Raw genomic sequence first — 17,538 nt, 5'->3', positions numbered from 1 at the left:
AATAATTGCTTTTCCTGCTAAAAGGCTCATTACTAGTCAGTTTAAAAGAAAAAGCATCGTACAAATTTGTACGATGCTTTTTTTCAATCTCTTAGTAATCTTAATGAGTTAAGAATAACTAAAATAGTACTTCCTTCGTGACCGATTACGCCATAAGGTAAATCAATGATTTGTAGGAAATTTGAGCAGATAAGGAATGCGATAACGCTTAGTGAAAAGATAATATTTTGTTTTACGATCCTGTTCATGCGTTTAGATAAAGTGATTGCTTTTGATATTTTTGTTAAATCATTTTTCATTAAAACGACATCTGCAGTTTCTAAAGCAACTCCAGTTCCGCCACCCATTGCAATACCAACATTTGCAGTTGCTAAAGCAGGAGCATCGTTTATACCATCACCAACCATTGCTACTTGACCGTAGTTATCTTTTAGCTTTTTAACAATCGAAACTTTTTCATCTGGTAAGCATGATGCAAAGTATTCATTGATTTCACTTTCGGCAGCAATTGCTTTTGCCGTTTGTTCAGAGTCGCCTGTAATCATGACTGTTTGAACACCTAATTTATTTAAAGTAGATAAGGCTTGCTTAGTTTCGTTACGAACTAAATCTTTTAATGAGAAAATCGCAACAACTTTATCTTGAGTACCTACATAAACAATTGTATTTCCTTCTTGTTCCCATTTTTGTTCAAAATGGATGAGAGGATTTTGTTTCATTGTTACGAATTCTTTTTTACCTACTCTATACTCAGAACCATTTAATATAGCTGATACACCGAAACCAGGGTGGTCATCAATTTGTTCAAATGACGAAGATACTGTAATTCCTTGTTTCGTTGCGTACTCAACAATAGCTGAAGCTAGCGGATGAGTTGAATATCTTTCAATTGAAGCTACGATTGATAATAACTCTGTGCGATCAAAATCTTCTATTTTCTCAAAACCAGTTACCTCTGGTTTACCAATCGTTAAAGTACCAGTTTTATCGAATGCGATTGCTTTTAATACGCCTAATCGCTCTAAATGAATACCACCTTTAACAAGAATTCCCGACTTAGCTCCATTCGAGATTGCAGATAAAACAGCTGGTGTAATTGATGCTACTAATGCACAAGGTGATGCAACAACTAGTAAAATCATTGCTCGATAAAATGTTGTTGTCCATGACCAATCTAATGCAAAATGCGGTAAAAACATCATAAATAATACGGCAATTAATACTCCTTTAACATATACACCTTCAAATTTTTCAATAAATTGTTGAGAAGGAGTTTGTTCACTTTGAGCTGTTTGTACAAGATTAATGATTTTTTGGAAAAGCGTTTCATCACTATGTTTCGTAATTTCTACTACAAGCGTTCCTTTAATGTTGATTGTTCCTGCAAACACTTCATCATTTAAGTTTTTAACAACTGGAACTGATTCACCTGTAAGAGCAGCTTCATCTACTAATGTTTCCCCTTTAACGATCTGACCATCAGCAGGAATACGCTCTCCTGCTTTAATTAAAATATAATCACCAATGTTTAAACTTTTGATGCCAACGACTTCTTCAACTTCATCGACTAATCGAATTGCTGTTTGTGGCTGAAGAGATAATAGAGAAGAAATCTCTTTATTTGTTTTATTTAACGTATAGGTTTCAAGTGCGCCACTTAAAGCAAATATGAAAATTAGTACGGCACCTTCAGTCCAATATCCAATTGCAGCTGAACCAACTGCCGCAATAATCATTAGCATTTCAACGTTTAGTTCCTTTTCAGCAATCGTATCTTCAATACCTTCCTTTGCCTTTGCGTAGCCTCCAATACAAAAAGCTAAAACATATAAAATAATCGACATGATTGAATGATCGTTCTTAACGAATGAAGCAATTAGAATTAATATACCAGAAACCAAAGCGGCAATTAATTCTCCATGTTTTGAAAGAAATGATGTAGATTCCACATGGTCGGCTTCATATGTAGCATGAATCGTAGTAACTTTTGGACTTGCTTCCATAATAAATACCCCTTTCTTATTTTCAATTGAGAAAAATAATCAAATTCACTATCCTTATAAAACGACGAAAGCTGCCGTCCTAGGACAGCAGCGTACATTTTATAAGACCTTACTATTTATTTAATCTCTAAGTTGTGTAGTTCACAGATTTCTTAATTAAAATAATTCTTATTAAATATATATTACCACATTCCTTTAAATGTGAAGAAAAAATTTGCTTGTTAATTAAAAAATTTTTAATGAATGTGATGGAGTTGTGAATTAGTTGTAGGTGTAGGGTGAAAAGGACTACAGTCTGCCTAATTAATTTTAAAATTTTTGACGTTTATTAAAGAATTTTAAGCATCCAACCGATATTTATACAGTAAGCACATTAAATACATATTTGTTACTACATTTAAAGCTAGTTCATCTATTTTCAAATTCAAAAAAGTATAGCAAATATAAATAAAAATAAAAAGCTGGTGGAGATTTTGAAAAAAAAAATTATACAATCGATTGCAATCATAGGATCTGTTTCATGTATTAATTCGATGGATCTATTAGAAGCGGATGCAGAAAGTACAATCACAAATCAACCGAAAGAATTAATCTCGTACGTGGATCACTATATCTCAACAGGGAATGGGGTACGTATTCGTTCAGGGGCAGGAACGAATTATCGTATTTTAGGAAGTGTAAATAAGAATGCTAAATTAGATGTCATCTCTTCCTCAAATGGTTGGTATAAGATTAATTACCAGGGAAGAATTGGATACATCAGTGGTACTTATGTTAAAAAACAAAGCAGTGATGCTGAAAATGAAAAAATAGAAAGCAATGCCTTCAACTACATCTCAACAGGGAACGGTGTACGTATTCGATCGGGAGCAGGAACGAATTATAGTATTTTAGGAAGTGTAAATAAGAATGCTAAATTAGTTGTTAAATCTTTCTCAAATGGTTGGTACAAGATTATTTATCAAGGAAGAACCGGCTACATAAGTGGCACTTATGTTCAGAAACAAAAGAATATTGAAGATGAAAAACCAGTATACAATACGATTAAATATGTTGTAACTGGAGCAAGCGTAAATATTCGTTCAGGGGCGGGAACGAAATACAATATAATAGGTAGTGCGACAAAAAATCAGAAGTTTGACGTTATTTCAACTTCAAATGGTTGGCACAAGATCATCTATCAAAGAAAAACAGGTTATATAAGTGCTGGATATACTGAAAAAGAAATTGATCATTCAAATGATTCGACTTCGACTTCTAGTAATGATGAGCAAAACTTGATTTCTTTTGCAAAACAATTTTTAGGAGTACCTTATAAATGGGCAGGAGTATCACCTACAGGTTTTGATTGCAGTGGCTTTATTTATTATGTCCTTAAGGAAAATGGTAAGCCGTATGGAAGAACAAATGTATCAGGTTATTGGCATAACAATACTTCATTCCAAAAAGTAACATCTTCACAGCCCGGTGATTTGATATTTTTTCAAAATACATACACGTATGGACCATCACACATGGGAATAATGTTAAACGAAAATGAATTTATTCAAGCTGGTAGTAGTACTGGCGTTACGATTTCTAATCTAAATGACTCGTATTGGAAAAAGCATTTTTTAGGGTATAAACGAATTAATTAAAATTCTCATAAAAAGTTTTTCAACAATTGTTTTTACCATCAGGCCTTTCTCATAATCAAACAATAGTAGGAATGCCCTATTGATGATAGAATAAACTGTATTCTATAGAGAGAAAAAGGCTTATGGAGGGAAACAATGTCTGCAAAGAGATTTTTTACACATCCTTTGGGAGTGATTGCATCAGCGGTTATTACAACTTTTTTATGGGGAAGCGCATTTCCGTTTATTAAGCTAAGTTATGAGCACTTGCATATTGGGAAGAATGAGATTTGGAAACAAATGATTTTTGCGGGTTATCGTTTCTTTTTGGCCTCATTATTAATTTTAATATTTTTTACGATAATTGGTAGAAAGTTAACTTTTAAGCGAGATACTTTTTTTGTAGTAGGAAAAGTAGGTTTGTTTCAAACGTTTTTACAATATGTGTTGTTTTATATTGGATTAAGTTTTTCAACGGGAGTTCAAGGCTCGATTATTGCTGGAACTACTTCGTTTTTTCAACTTTTAGCAGCGCATTTTATGTATAAAAATGATCGTTTAAACTTGCGTAAGATTCTTGGAGTAACGGTAGGGTTTGCGGGTGTAATTATCGTAAATATTACAAAGGGCACTCTTTCGTTACATTTAGGAATTGGCGAGATTTTATTATTGTTTGCAATGGCGTTTGGTGGCTATGGTAATGTACTTGCTAAAGAAGCTGCAAAGAAAGTGGATGTTGCCTATTTAACAGCATATCAAATGATGATCGGTTCGATTGGATTGTTATTAATTGGTGGTTTAACGGCAGGGTTTTTACCGTTCCACTATGATTTAAAAACGTTTGGTATGCTAGTTTATTTATCGGTGCTTTCATCTGTAGGTTTCATACTATGGAACAATGTCATGAAATATAACCAAGTTGGTAAAGTATCAATGTACTTATTCTTAGTTCCTGTTTTTGGTGTCATTTTATCATCAATCATGCTGAATGAAGTGTTATCTTATCTTGTATTTATTGGTTTAATGATGGTTACGTCAGGTATTATTATTGTGAATTATCAAAAGGATCAACGAAGCACTCATATGAAGAGTGCGTCTTGACTCGAATAGAATGCAAACCGAATAAAAGCAATTCTACTTTTTAATAATAAAGTGGAGTTGCTTTTTTGTGTAGATCGTTGTGAGGGTAGGTACATAGTTGTCAAAGATTGATAAAGCAGTTGAAACAGTTGTAGATGATGCTTCCACAATGGAATTTAGCACTCGCCGGATTAGTTTTAGGCATTATTACGCCATTATTGATCTTTTTCTTCGCTGCCAAAAGTAAATTAACCGAGGTATTACAAGTGGCTCAATAAAGTAAGTTAAGGATGATTATATGAATAAAAAATTATTTAAGTCGATTGCCGTTTTATCAACTACTATGATGTTGTTTACTGGATGTAATAATAAAAAAGAAGAAACAAAAAAGCCTGGTGCTGGTGAAAAAATTACATTAAATATTTTTCAATTTAAAGCTGAAATTGCAAAAGATCTAGAGGCTTTAACAAAGGAATATGAAAAGGAAAATAAAAATGTAACGGTAAAGGTTCAAACAGTAGGTGGAGGTGCAGATTATGGAGCAGCATTGAAAGCTCAATTTGCATCAGGAAATGAACCAGATATTTTCAATAATGGTGGATACCAAGAGGCTGTTACTTGGAAGGATAAACTAGAGGACCTGTCAGATCAAGATTGGGTGAAGGATTTATATCCGGAAACCGAAAAACCGATGACAGTTGATGGAAAATTACTCGGAATGCCTATGAACACGGAAGGCTATGGATTCATTTACAACAAAGATTTATTTGATAAAGCTGGTATTACACAATTGCCAAAAACATTAACTGAATTAGAGGCAACAGCAAAAAAATTAAAAGACGTTGGCATTACGCCGTTTTCAGTTGGATATGGTGAGTGGTGGATTTTAGGAATTCATTTATTAAATATTCCATTCGCACAACAACCGGACCCAGATAAATTTATCGCCGATTTAAATGCAGGCAAAGTAAAAATTCCTGATAATGATAAATTTAAGGAGTTTATAAAATTATTTGATTTAACGATTAAATATGGAAATAAAAATCCATTAACAACGGATTATAATACACAAGTTACTAATTTTGCATCTGGAAAAACAGCTATGATGCAACAAGGAAACTGGACACAAGGTATGATTGATGGCATTACACCAAATATGAAACTTGGTCTTTTATCAATGCCGATTAATGATGACAAAAACGCAATGGACAAAATCCCGGTCGGTGTACCAAATAACTGGGTAGTTAATAAAAATTCAAAAAACAAAGAAGAAGCGAAGAAGTTTTTAAATTGGATGGTTTCTTCTGATACAGGTAAAAAATATATTGTTGAAAAGTTTAAATTCATTCCAGCAGTTAAAACAATAGAAGGAAAAGGCTTAGGCCCAATTGCTGATGATATTCAAAAGTACTCAGCTGACGGAAAAGTACTTTCTTGGAATTGGTTTAAGTATCCAAATGGTGCAACAAATGAATTTGGTGCTTCAATGCAAGCATATGTTGGAGGACAAAAAAATCCACAGCAATTACTACAATCGCTTCAGGATACTTGGGATAAGTTAAAGAACCAGTAAACGAAAAAGAATTTTATGACAAACCTTATTTCGAAATAATTTCGAATGAGGTTTGTCTTTTTTTGTACACATTTTTAATGTGGATTTTGTTAATGATTTATCAATTGGAAGATTTTATGTGATGAACAGAATTAATTATCGTGATATAGTAATTGTCGTTGCGAATATAAATGAAATTCCTGAGTTTAACCTAGATAATAAATAGATTAATAGTAAGGGAGAGTAATCAAAAATGAAAAAATCGATTAAAAATGTTATTTTATCAACTGCGATAGTCTTTTCTTTAGGAACAGTAGTCGGACCAGCGAATGCTGCTTCTGTTGATTATAAAGTTAAAACGAATAGTCCCGTGAAGCTTCCAGCAAGTGAATCAGTTAAAAAAATGTCACTAGAAATCACTTCGTGGTATGAAACATCATCATCTGGAGCTGATGCATTTGGTGCTACAAGTGGTAATTTCGACGGTGCCGGTTTATCTTTTGGCGCGCTTCAAGAAAACTTTGGAACAGAAACTTTACAACCAATTATGAAAAAAATGTTTGCGAATCATAATGATGTTGTCCTAAAAGCTTTCAAAGGAGATACGGATTCTTATAATACATTTAAAGATGTAATTATGAACAAAACGACAAAAGAACAGGTAGCTTGGGGAGATTCAATCAGTAACCCTAATAATAAATACGAACTTAAAGAGCCTTGGAAGACTTATTTTAAAAATCTAGGAACAAGTAAAGAATGTATTGATGAACAAATTAATGCTTCAAAATCGTACTTTGATCAAGCAGAAAAGTATTATAAAACATTCGGCTTATGGACAAAAAGAGGATATGCATTAATGTTTGATATATTTGTTCAAAGTGGTGGAATATCGGATAAAACGAAAAATTTAATATTAGATGACTTTAAAAAAATTGATACAAAAAACATGACAAAAGAACAAATCGAAACGAAAAAAATGAATATTATCGTTAATCGTCGTGCTGCAGATGTAAAAGAACAATGGAGAGATACATGGAAATCTAGAAAATCAGTCATTGCGAACGGCAGCGGTACAGTTGTTGGTTATGGAGACTTCTTTGATGTAACTCCGTATGGTGCTACGTTAACACATGTTAATAAATAAGTTATTTTTTAAGGAAGTCCGATATTTTGGACTTCCTTTTTTATTTGGACACTGATATATTTCATTTTTTTTAATAAGAAATATGTGATTTGATTTTCTTATGGGAATAGTAAAAAGGAAGTATACACTAGCTTTTAAAATAATTTCTTAGGAGAGATCAGTTGTGCGATGGTATTTAAAAGTATTAAAGAATTATGTAGTATTTCATGGTAGAGCGAGTCGAACTGAATTTTGGATGTTCATGTTAATTAATGCAATTATTACTTTTTTACTTAGTTTATTAGATAACTTTGCAAATACAGATAACATGATTTCAGGAATTTATGGTTTGCTTACTTTGTTACCACTAATTGCAGTCGGTGTTCGCAGATTACATGATATCGGTAAAAGTGGTTGGTGGTATTTAATTAGTTTAATTCCGTTTATAGGATCAATTATTTTATTAATACTTGCTTGTTTTAAAAGTGAAAATCACGAGAATCGTTTTGGACCAGTTCCAAGATAAGGTTAAAATAAATAATGTTCATTGGGTATTAAGAAAAGACTTAAATGTACCATATTACTTCTTTAAATTCATCATTGAAATCTTATACCCAATGTATGTCCCTAAAGTATTTAAAATAACATCATCTATATCTGAGGTTCGAAGAGACATCAAAAATTGGACTACTTCTATGCTTACCGATAAAAATAAGCCAATTAGTATAACTTTTTTTGATCTCTTAATGGATGTTAAACTAAAGCCAAATGGCATAAAAAGAATGATATTTCCAAAGACATTTACTATAAATTGCTTAATGCTGCTAAACTCATTAAACATTTTTAATGGGATTAAATTTAATCCACCCTCAGAAACACCTATTCCTAAAGAAGCGACTGGAAAAAATGTAAACCTAAAAATAAACATAAGTGAAAAAATTAACAGTAAATATTTTATGATAATAGGCTTCAAAATAAATCTCCCAAAAAATGTTTTAATTAATAATAAGGTATTATACATTAATAATTTTTGTAATTCCTCAATAAACTTTGTATTAAATGATGTTCGCTATGGCCCAAAACCGAGATAAACTAAGCTTAACCCGCCTAATTTTTAGGCGGTTTTTTGTGTTAATTCAAAATAGATTGTCCTATTATTAAAAATTAATAATGTTACCTAGGTATTAAGAATAGACTTAAATGTACCGTATTTACTTCTTAGGAGGGATCCATCGTGGAATGGTATTTAAAAGTATTAAAGAATTATGCAGTATTCAGCGGGAGAGCTAGAAGAACAGAGTATTGGATGTTTTTCCTGTTTAATGCCATTATCACTATTATACTTTCGATTTTACAAAGCATTGCGGATATCGATAATCTATTAACAGGGATTTATGGTCTATTGACGATACTGCCATCTTTAGCAGTAGGAGCGCGCAGATTACATGATTCAGGTAGAAGTGGTTGGTGGCTGTTAATTGGAATAATTCCGTTTATTGGTACGATTATTCTTATTATTTTCTTCTGTTTGGATAGTGAAGAGGGAGATAATCGATTTGGGGAGAATCCTAAATTGTAGATTGAGGACTGGATATTAATTTTAAGGATTTATCTGTAAACCGTCTTGAAAAGGGCGGTTTTTTGTCATTTTTCGAACATCCTTTAATCAGACTTTTTAATTTTTAAAAAAATGTACTTCAATCTCATCCTTTGAAGAAACAATATGTACTATTTCACCGTTCTTTGTGTAAACCTCCCGTGTACCATCGGCTTCTTCTTTTACTTCATTCCATCCCCAAAATTTAAAAATTAATTTATAAGAATTTGGTAAACCATGTTCTTCAGATGTCATTTTCCAATTGTAGACTGCGTATTGATATTTGTAGTCAATCTTGGACTGAATTGCAGTTAACGGAATTGGGAAACCCCTATGTAATTTAGATGGTTTGTGAGCAATGAAAAATATAATAATGATCAAAAAAACGAATAGTAATAAAAACTTTTTACGTGATTTATTCCTTCAAAGTTCCCCCTATTTTCTAGGTTTATAAACATTTTATCATTTTTAATAAAGTGTTTATTTAGAAGTAGTAAGGAGATTATGAAACTTTTATGAATATAGTTTCAAGCAATGTTTCTTATTAGAAATAAACAATTCAAAGACTGAGTAGAAATGAATATTATTTAAACCTAAAAATCAATCTAGTCAATATATTCCACCCTACTGTTCAAATGAATACGTTTTCACAACATGAGAGGTATTTTATGATGATAGTGGAGGTGTTACAGATGATTGAAATGAAAAAAGTGATTGATACAAATAAAACAGATGCCAAGACAAAGAAGTCATCTAAAAAATTAAGAGATTTTTTAAATTATCTTACGTTTGTAGGACCAGTAAGTATTGTTTTTGCAGCGATCGTGTTAACGCCATTTTTAATCGGCTTTTTCTATTCATTTACTCAGTGGGATGGTGTAGCTGACTCTGCTAAGTGGGTCGGACTTGAAAATTATAAATACATTTTTACGAAAGATACGGATTTTATCCATTCGTTTATTTTAACGGGTAAATATACATTTTTCGCCGTGATCTTAACCAATGTGATTGGTTTTGGTTTAGCGTTAATCGTTACGCAAGCATTGAAGACTAGTAATATTTTAAGAACAATCTTTTTCCTTCCAAATTTAATCGGTGGATTATTATTAGGTTTCATTTGGCAGTTCATTTTTAATAAAGGTTTAATTTCAATTGGACAATTATTGCATTCAGACTTTTTACAAAGAGCACTTTTAGGTGAAGAAAAAGGTGCGTTCTGGGCAATTGTCATCGTGGCAGTTTGGCAAGGTGCAGGTTATATAATGGTTATTTATGTAGCGGCTCTACAAGGTGTACCACAGGAATTAATTGAAGCAGCTCAAATTGATGGTGCAAATAAATTCCAAGTGTTACGTAAAATCATTATTCCAATGGTAGCACCAGCTGTAACAGTTTGTTTATTCTTAACAATTTCATGGTCATTTAAAGTGTTTGATACAAACCTATCATTAACAAATGGTGGACCATTTAAGTCTACTGAAATGTTGGCTTTAAATATTTACACGGAAGCTTTTGTTAATAACCGTTATGGATTAGGTGAAGCAAAAGCAATTGTATTCTTCGTAGTCGTAGCGTTAATTTCAGTTATTCAAGTATACATTACGAAGAAGAGGGAGGTTGAGGCATAATGCTAAAAGAACGATATACTGGCTTTACTTTTATATTAGAAATAGCGGCAATTATACTTGCTCTCATCTTCTTAGTTCCTTTTTATTATGTGTTAGGAAACTCATTTAAATCATTTGCTGATATTTTACAAAATACATCTTCGCTTCCAAAAAGCTTAGATTTTACAAACTATCAACAGGCAATTGAAGTCATGAATTTCTGGAAAGCATTAATGAACTCATTAATCGTGACAATTGCTAGTAATGTTATAATCGTCTTTTTCTGTTCGATGGCGGCTTATAAATTAGTTCGTTCAAAAAGTAAAATTTCAAATATCATTTTCTTTATTTTTGTAGCAACAATGGTTATCCCGTTCCAATCAATTATGATCCCATTAGTGAAAGTTGGAAGTACGCTTCATTTAATGAATAGCCATTGGGGACTAGTCATCATGTATTTAGGTTTCGGGTCAGCATTATCGATCTTCCTGTATCATGGATTTATTAAAACAATTCCAATTGAGTTAGAGGAAGCAGCAATTATTGATGGATGTTCACCGACTATGGTTTTCTGGAAAGTTGTGTTTCCACTATTAAAACCAATTACGGTTACAATTGTTATCCTAAATACGTTATGGATTTGGAATGACTTCTTATTACCATCACTTGTATTAAGAGATATGGAGTTAAGAACAATTCCTCTTGCTACATTCTACTTCTTTGGAGCATATACAAAACAGTGGAATTTAGCGCTATCTGGACTTGTTTTAGGTATAACACCACTATTAATTTTCTACTTTGCAGCACAGAAACATATTATTAAAGGGATTACAAGCGGTTCTATTAAATAAGGTGACTGGGTGGAAGCTATCAATATATTCCACCCATCATGTCAATTTAGACTATCCAAAGTTGATTGTTTTTAAATGTATAATGAAAGCGTATTCAAAATAAAGAATATTAAGACGGGGGTTTTTAGGATGAAAAAGATGCTAAAGGTAGCAGCAGCATTAACAACTTCAGTGATGTTATTCTCTGCATGTTCTGGAGGATCTTCAGACAAAGCTTCAAATGATTCAAAGGATAAAAAAGTAACATTAAACGTATTCCAGTTTAAAGCTGAGATTGCGAAAGATTTAGAACAAATGGCGAATGATTACCATAAGGAAAATCCAAACGTAACAGTTAAAATTCAAACTGTTGGTGGCGGTGCTGACTACGGTGCTGCATTAAAAGCTCAATTTGCTTCAGGTAACGAGCCGGATATCTTTAACAACGGTGGATTCCAAGAAGCAGTAACTTGGAAAGATAAATTAGAAGATCTTTCTGATCAATCATGGGTAAAAGACTTATATCCAGGTACTGAAAAACCAATGACAATCGACGGCAAACTTTATGGTATGCCAATGAATACTGAAGGTTATGGCTTCATTTACAATAAAGATTTATTTGCAAAAGCTGGTATTACGGAAGCACCAAAAACTTTAAGCGAATTAACTGCTGCAGCTGAAAAGCTTAAAAAAGCAGGAATCACACCATTCTCAGTTGGATACGGCGAGTGGTGGATTTTAGGAATTCACTTATTAAATATTCCTTTCGCTCAACAACAAGATCCAGATAAATTCATGGCTGATGTGAATTCAGGTAAAGTGAAAATTCAAGACAACGAGCAATTTAAACAATTTATGAAACTGTTTGATTTAACAGTTAAATACGGTAACAAAAATCCTTTAACAACTGATTACAACACTCAAGTTACAAACTTTGCTCAAGGTAAAACTGCTATGATCCAACAAGGTAACTGGATTCAAGGTATGATTGATGGAATTACGCCAAACATGAACTTAGGCGTGTTACCAATTCCAATCAACGATGACAAAGCAGCTATGGACAAATTACCAATGGGTGTACCAAATAACTGGGTAGTTAACAAAAACTCTAAAAACAAAGAAGAAGCTAAAAAATTCTTAGAGTGGATGGTTACATCTGACACAGGTAAGAAATACATTGTAGAAAAATTCAAGTTTATCCCAGCATTAAAAACAATTCAAGGTAAAAACTTAGGACCAATCGCAGACGACTTACAAAAATACTCTGCTGAAGGTAAAACATTATCTTGGAACTGGTTCAAATACCCAGATGGAGCTACAAATGAGTTTGGTGCATCAATGCAAGCTTACGTTGGAAAGCAAAAATCTGCTGACGAAATGTTAAAATCTCTTGAAGATACTTGGATGAAATTAAAGAAATAAATTCTTAATTTGAGGCTTCCCTAATTTTCCTCTATAGATTAAGGCAACCCACAAGGAATAATTTCCTTGTGGGTTTTTTATCTTTAATAGAGGTGGATTTGACGGTTTATGTTACTAATAACTCATAAATAAAATTCATTATTTTATTAGAAAGTAAACCTTTAATTTAGTTCACAAAATTGTTCAAATTCAAACCAATTATGTTACAAAAAATTACTAATCCCTTGATATAATTTGATGAAAAGGTGAGTGATGGTATGCTTGATGAAATGAGAAAGTTCGAAAAAGGATTTCCTGACGGAGTTTATGTAGAACCAAACCGCACAAATGAGCCTACAGTAAAGGTTAAGGCATTGTATGAATACTGTAGGAAAAGAGGATTAGAACCTAAAGATTTGTCAGAAAAAGAGAGAGAACAGTTTCTTGTTTATGAATAAAAAAATATACGTTTTTACTTAAAGCAGAAAACCCACTTGGGCTGATTGTAGTGACCCCGTAAAGTTGGACTGGTTAAATCAATTAGGTGGCTAGTGCGGCATGAACCCGGTATTTTACTGGGATCATGCCTTTTAATTTTGCCTTAATACGTTTGTTAATGTAGTTTTCTTCCCATTTAAATAGACTTCTAATTCGTTAAAAGGAATTTCGCTCTTCAATTCACCAAAATATTCATCTCTGACTTCAGAATCTTGTACAGCATTTTGTTCTTCAATATTGATTCGATAGTTATCATTAAATTTATCAACATTTACATTGATTATTGTATACAAGTGTTTATTATTTTTTAATTTAACGTAAAGAATTCCTTCTTGTTTATTTAATTCGTTAAGATAAATTCCGTTAGCTAAGTCGTTAGTCCAGTTTGTTTCTGTTTTAGCTAGCTTTTGATTTTGCTTAATAGAAAGTTCAGTAGTTTGGGAGCAACCGTTTAAAAAAAGTAAACTAATTATAAACATAGCTATTACGATCATTAGCAAATAATTAATTTTAAATAATTTCAAAATAAATCTCCTTTCCATTTTAATACTGAATAATTCCCATAATAGAATCCTTATAAGACTAACAAAAAAATGGAGGGTTTCTTGGAAAAAAAATGAAATATATATGAATTTTTAAAAATTAAATTTGATTTCTATCAACGGTAAACTAAAAGTTCAAAAGGTCACGAACTTAAGGAGTTATTTAAATCGTATAAGGGTGTTATTCACTCTTTATCTTTGATAAACTAATAATAGAAAGTGCAAACGTTTCCGCAAAGGATGTTATCATGAAAAACAGTATTAGAAGTAAGCTAATAACCTTATTGTTAATCGCAACCATTATTCCATTTGGATTATCGATTATAGCAAGTTATTTTTATACGAAAAACACGGTTACGAAGGAATTTGTCAATACGAATTATGATTTATTGAAGCGTAGTGGAAATGATTTATTGAATTATTTTAATGAAATTTACGGTATTCCATTGTCCATTTATAGTAATAGACCGTTTTTGTCGGTGTTAGAAAATGGTGCGACAGCTTACATCGAACAAAATTCTGCTGAAATACAACGTAGTTTATTAGGACTTTATTTTTCTAGAAGAGAAATCGAGCAGTTGCATTTATATTTAACGAAGGGTAAGGATGATTACACCGTCTACAATGCAAAGGTGAGTAGTCGAGGGAAGTTGTATAATTTCAACCAAATTCCCACATATAGAAATTTAAGTTTTTCGAGAGACCCGTATTCTATTCAACCGACTCATCCGATTCAAAATTATAATAATTTATCTGATTTTCGAATTGAGCCAGTTAAGCAGGTCGTATCTCTTCATTATTTTTTAAATAATGTGACATCCGATCAATGGCTAGGCTTTTTATCGATCGATATTGAATTAAGTAGAATTAATGAGATTTTTGATCGTATTTATAAAAAAGGTGAGGAACATCTTTTCGTTGTTGGTGATGGGAATGTAGTTCTTTATTCCTCTGAAAAAAATCTGATTGGTAAAAAGCTAGAAACAAAATGGTATAAAAAGATTAGCTCAGATCGATCAGGTGAAACTAGTTTTGAATGGAAGGGAAAGGATTTTAGTGGGGTCTATGTGTATGACAAAATAAAAAGCAGCAATCATCAACAATGGACAATCATTAAAAGCATTCCATATAAAAATCTCTATCATAATTCGAATCAATTATTGAAAATTACAGTTACACTCGGGGCGATTTCAGTCTTATTAGTCATCATTTTAACCATTATCGTATCATTCAGATTTACACGACCAATACGAATTTTAATTCGAGATATGCAGCGAATCGAGAAGGGAGAGCTTGCAGTTTCCTTTGATACGTTAGGAAATGATGAGTTTGGTCAGTTAGGTAAACATTTTACTTCAATGGTCGATACGTTAAATGATTTATATATAAAAGAATACAAGCTTCAAATAGAGAATAAAACGAATCAACTAAAAGTACTCCAGTCTCAAATTAATCCGCATTTTTTATACAATGCCTTGCAGTCAATTGGAACTCTTTCATTAAAAAATGACGGAATAAAAGTTTATCGTTTAATTATGTCACTATCAAAAATCATGAGATATAGCATGAAAAATAATGAAGATTTTGTAACGCTTAAAGATGAATTAAACCATATAAAAGATTATTTATCGCTTCAAAACGAACGATATGATGGCAGATTTGTTTATAACCTGGATGTGGATGAAGGGTTAAACAAAGTAAAAATGCCAAAAATGATTTTACAGCCAATCGTAGAAAATTTCTTTAAACATGGTTTTGAAAAACAACAAAAGCTTGGTGAATTAAATATTTCGATTCATAGACAACAAGATGATCGCTTAAAAATAGTCATTGCTGATAATGGTGAAGGTGCATCAGAAGAGGAATTAGAAATCATCAATTCATCGCTATCAGAAGGAGGATTAAATACTCACGAGAGTATCGGGTTGAAAAATATTTCTGATCGCATTCATTTCTATTATGGTAAAAAAGCAGAAGTGAAAATAGAAAGTGTGAAGCATGAAAACTTTGTTGTAACGATAATCATACCGATTGAAATGACAAGAGGAGAAGTTAATCATGAAGGTTCTACTAATAGATGACGAAAAGCATGTACGAGAAGGTGTAAAAATTCTTGCAGATTGGGATGCAATTGGTGTTACTGAGATATTAGAAGCAGAAAATGGAGCGATTGCTCAAGACATCATAATAAAGGAAAGACCGACAATTATATTTACTGATTTAATGATGCCAGAGCTAGACGGTAGAGGATTATTAAAGTGGCTTCATTCAGAAAACATTAATTGTAAAGTAATCGTTGTAACCGGATATGATGACTATCATTATATGAGAGAAGCCATTCAGTTCGGTGCGTCTGATTATTTATTAAAACCAATTGATCCGGATATATTGAATGAAACTTTAGTAAAAGTTGTATCAGATTGGAATGAAAAAGAAAAAGAGAGAATTGATGCGTTAAATGATTTTCGTTTGCTGCAGGAAGTTTTACCTGTTTACAGGGACAAACAATTAACAAATGCAATTTACGGTAAAGAATATAATCAGAACATGTTAAACCAATTAGGATATGAAGAAGGGCAAACTTTACATGTTTCTTTACTAAAATTACGAAATTTAGAGACATTCAAAGATATTTGGCCAGAGGATTTATGCTTTTTTGCCCTATTGAATATAGTAAATGAAGTTCTTCAAAACCAAAATGGAGGAATTGCATTTCGTAATTTACAAGGTACAAAGGAAATTTGCTTACTATATTGGGGAGAGCAAGTGACTGACAGTATCCAACATATAGCTAAAATTTTATCGACAGTTGTACCTTTTCCGTTTCATTTTGCAATCAGTAGAAAGTTAACAATTGAATCGATCCAGTCTGGGTATGAGGAAGTTGTAAATGTTCTACAGCATGTAAATATTTTAGAAAAGCGAGATGTACCAGTTTATTCTTATGAAGATATAAAAGAGTATCATCCGATTAATCTAGTAGAAATCATCAACTTGTTTGAACAAATGGTTGAGAAGCAGGATATTTATATTTACGATGAAGTCATTCAACTTTTTAGTAAACGAATCGCACAGAAGAATTATCTGCCTTTTGCGCAGTTACTTTCATTGCATCAGGAGTTTCTAATCTTCCTTAATCATTGGATTAATAAGTTATCACTTCAAACCATTCTGGAAGTAAATCTCGAATTGTTCTGGAATGCGAAAGGGCATTTTGAAATTGGTGATTATGTTGCGACTCAAAGGGAAAGAGTACAGTCGATTATTCAAGAAAAAAATCAAACGAACCAAGAACTAAATAGCATTGAAGCAATCGCAAATTATATTCAACTGAACTATGCTGAAGAAATTTCACTTCAGGAGTTCTCAGAGAAATTTTATTTGAGCCGTGAATATATATCCCGTAAGTTTAAACAAATTTACGGTGTGAATATTTCAGATTATATTGTTTCAATTCGGATTGAAAAAGCGAAGGAATTATTGAAGTTCCCCAATTTAAAAATTTATGAAATAGCAGGGAAAATCGGCTATCAAGATGATAAATACTTTCGAAAAGTGTTTAAGAAAATCGTTGGGATGACCCCAAATGAATACCGAAATATGAATGATTAGTAATTCTTTAGTAAAAAAGTTGCAGGAAATCCTTGGAAACTGAGGAATAAGTAATTAGATATTTATTCTACGTATAT

Annotated in this window: 16 protein-coding genes; 12 read left to right on the top strand and 4 right to left on the bottom strand. The window is 32.1% G+C overall.

The features are described 5' to 3' along the window. Positions 1–83: 83 nt before the first annotated feature. Positions 84–2,003, bottom strand: a complete 1,920-nt coding sequence (locus tag V5E38_RS18855; RefSeq protein ID WP_499211122.1) for a heavy metal translocating P-type ATPase — start codon at positions 2,001–2,003, stop codon at positions 84–86. A 473-nt stretch (positions 2,004–2,476) separates the two neighbouring features. Between V5E38_RS18855 and V5E38_RS18850 the strand changes: the two genes are divergently transcribed. The 5 genes from V5E38_RS18850 to V5E38_RS18830 all read left to right on the top strand — a co-directional run bounded on the left by V5E38_RS18850 (position 2,477) and on the right by V5E38_RS18830 (position 7,900). After that, complete coding sequence (locus V5E38_RS18850; protein ID WP_499211121.1) at positions 2,477–3,640, top strand: C40 family peptidase; 1,164 nt, start codon at positions 2,477–2,479, stop codon at positions 3,638–3,640. A gap of 135 nt (positions 3,641–3,775) precedes the next feature. Further along, positions 3,776–4,720, top strand: coding sequence for a DMT family transporter (locus V5E38_RS18845; RefSeq protein ID WP_499211120.1), 945 nt, complete (start codon positions 3,776–3,778; stop codon positions 4,718–4,720). 277 nt (positions 4,721–4,997) lie between these two features. Next, complete coding sequence (locus V5E38_RS18840) at positions 4,998–6,272, top strand: ABC transporter substrate-binding protein (RefSeq protein WP_499211119.1); 1,275 nt, start codon at positions 4,998–5,000, stop codon at positions 6,270–6,272. Positions 6,273–6,504: 232 nt separating this feature from the next. Then, positions 6,505–7,395: a hypothetical protein gene (locus V5E38_RS18835; RefSeq protein WP_499211118.1), complete on the top strand. Its 891-nt coding sequence runs from the start codon at positions 6,505–6,507 to the stop codon at positions 7,393–7,395. Positions 7,396–7,558: 163 nt separating this feature from the next. Then, the gene (locus V5E38_RS18830; RefSeq protein ID WP_499211117.1) at positions 7,559–7,900 is read left to right on the top strand and encodes a DUF805 domain-containing protein; all 342 of its coding nucleotides are present in this window, start codon (positions 7,559–7,561) and stop codon (positions 7,898–7,900) included. Between the two features lie 54 nt (positions 7,901–7,954). On the opposite strand, the gene V5E38_RS18825 is transcribed toward V5E38_RS18830, so the two are convergent. After that, positions 7,955–8,347, bottom strand: a complete 393-nt coding sequence (locus tag V5E38_RS18825) for a VanZ family protein (protein ID WP_499211116.1) — start codon at positions 8,345–8,347, stop codon at positions 7,955–7,957. A 261-nt stretch (positions 8,348–8,608) separates the two neighbouring features. On the opposite strand from V5E38_RS18825, the gene V5E38_RS18820 reads away from it, so the two are divergent. After that, complete coding sequence (locus tag V5E38_RS18820; RefSeq protein WP_499211115.1) at positions 8,609–8,953, top strand: DUF805 domain-containing protein; 345 nt, start codon at positions 8,609–8,611, stop codon at positions 8,951–8,953. A gap of 96 nt (positions 8,954–9,049) precedes the next feature. On the opposite strand, the gene V5E38_RS18815 is transcribed toward V5E38_RS18820, so the two are convergent. Further along, complete coding sequence (locus V5E38_RS18815; RefSeq protein WP_499211114.1) at positions 9,050–9,226, bottom strand: hypothetical protein; 177 nt, start codon at positions 9,224–9,226, stop codon at positions 9,050–9,052. A gap of 437 nt (positions 9,227–9,663) precedes the next feature. Here V5E38_RS18815 and V5E38_RS18810 point away from each other — a divergent pair, with 437 nt between their 5' ends. The 4 genes from V5E38_RS18810 (at position 9,664) to V5E38_RS18795 (ending at position 13,267) form a co-directional block, all read left to right on the top strand. After that, positions 9,664–10,599: a carbohydrate ABC transporter permease gene (locus tag V5E38_RS18810; protein WP_499211113.1), complete on the top strand. Its 936-nt coding sequence runs from the start codon at positions 9,664–9,666 to the stop codon at positions 10,597–10,599. After that, entirely contained in the window at positions 10,599–11,429 is an 831-nt protein-coding gene (locus V5E38_RS18805; protein ID WP_499211112.1) for a carbohydrate ABC transporter permease, read from the top strand. Before V5E38_RS18810 ends, V5E38_RS18805 begins: the two co-directional genes overlap by 1 nt. Before the next feature lie 129 nt (positions 11,430–11,558). Further along, a complete protein-coding gene (locus V5E38_RS18800) occupies positions 11,559–12,830 on the top strand; it encodes an ABC transporter substrate-binding protein (RefSeq protein WP_499211111.1) in 1,272 nt (423 codons plus the stop codon). A gap of 257 nt (positions 12,831–13,087) precedes the next feature. Continuing rightward, positions 13,088–13,267: a hypothetical protein gene (locus V5E38_RS18795; RefSeq protein WP_499211110.1), complete on the top strand. Its 180-nt coding sequence runs from the start codon at positions 13,088–13,090 to the stop codon at positions 13,265–13,267. Between the two features lie 132 nt (positions 13,268–13,399). Here the strand turns inward: V5E38_RS18795 and V5E38_RS18790 are convergent, their stop codons facing one another. Further along, entirely contained in the window at positions 13,400–13,831 is a 432-nt protein-coding gene (locus tag V5E38_RS18790; protein WP_499211109.1) for a hypothetical protein, read from the bottom strand. 266 nt (positions 13,832–14,097) lie between these two features. On the opposite strand from V5E38_RS18790, the gene V5E38_RS18785 reads away from it, so the two are divergent. Both V5E38_RS18785 and V5E38_RS18780 read left to right on the top strand, forming a co-directional pair. Further along, positions 14,098–15,930 (top strand): sensor histidine kinase, encoded by a 1,833-nt coding sequence (locus V5E38_RS18785; protein WP_499211108.1) that lies wholly within the window; start codon positions 14,098–14,100, stop codon positions 15,928–15,930. Further along, the gene (locus tag V5E38_RS18780) at positions 15,908–17,461 is read left to right on the top strand and encodes a response regulator transcription factor (RefSeq protein WP_499211107.1); all 1,554 of its coding nucleotides are present in this window, start codon (positions 15,908–15,910) and stop codon (positions 17,459–17,461) included. The genes V5E38_RS18785 and V5E38_RS18780 overlap by 23 nt, the downstream gene beginning before the upstream one ends. The last annotated feature ends 77 nt before the right edge of the window (positions 17,462–17,538 follow it).

Source organism: Rossellomorea sp. GAMAL-10_SWC (genome assembly GCF_049568075.1).
In the GTDB taxonomy this organism is placed as follows: domain Bacteria; phylum Bacillota; class Bacilli; order Bacillales; family Bacillaceae_G; genus Gottfriedia.
This window is presented reverse-complemented; position numbering and strand designations above follow the sequence as displayed.

What these genes read in the sequence shown, in the direction of transcription:
- V5E38_RS18855 (WP_499211122.1), bottom strand. Translation starts at nt 2,003, where the DNA reads ATGGAAGCAAGTCCAAAAGTTACTACGATTCATGCTACATATGAAGCC.
- V5E38_RS18845 (WP_499211120.1), top strand. Translation starts at nt 3,776, where the DNA reads ATGTCTGCAAAGAGATTTTTTACACATCCTTTGGGAGTGATTGCATCA.
- V5E38_RS18840 (WP_499211119.1), top strand. Translation starts at nt 4,998, where the DNA reads ATGAATAAAAAATTATTTAAGTCGATTGCCGTTTTATCAACTACTATG.
- V5E38_RS18835 (WP_499211118.1), top strand. Translation starts at nt 6,505, where the DNA reads ATGAAAAAATCGATTAAAAATGTTATTTTATCAACTGCGATAGTCTTT.
- V5E38_RS18815 (WP_499211114.1), bottom strand. Translation starts at nt 9,226, where the DNA reads ATGACATCTGAAGAACATGGTTTACCAAATTCTTATAAATTAATTTTT.
- V5E38_RS18810 (WP_499211113.1), top strand. Translation starts at nt 9,664, where the DNA reads ATGATTGAAATGAAAAAAGTGATTGATACAAATAAAACAGATGCCAAG.
- V5E38_RS18805 (WP_499211112.1), top strand. Translation starts at nt 10,599, where the DNA reads ATGCTAAAAGAACGATATACTGGCTTTACTTTTATATTAGAAATAGCG.
- V5E38_RS18800 (WP_499211111.1), top strand. Translation starts at nt 11,559, where the DNA reads ATGAAAAAGATGCTAAAGGTAGCAGCAGCATTAACAACTTCAGTGATG.
- V5E38_RS18795 (WP_499211110.1), top strand. Translation starts at nt 13,088, where the DNA reads ATGCTTGATGAAATGAGAAAGTTCGAAAAAGGATTTCCTGACGGAGTT.
- V5E38_RS18785 (WP_499211108.1), top strand. Translation starts at nt 14,098, where the DNA reads ATGAAAAACAGTATTAGAAGTAAGCTAATAACCTTATTGTTAATCGCA.
- V5E38_RS18780 (WP_499211107.1), top strand. Translation starts at nt 15,908, where the DNA reads ATGAAGGTTCTACTAATAGATGACGAAAAGCATGTACGAGAAGGTGTA.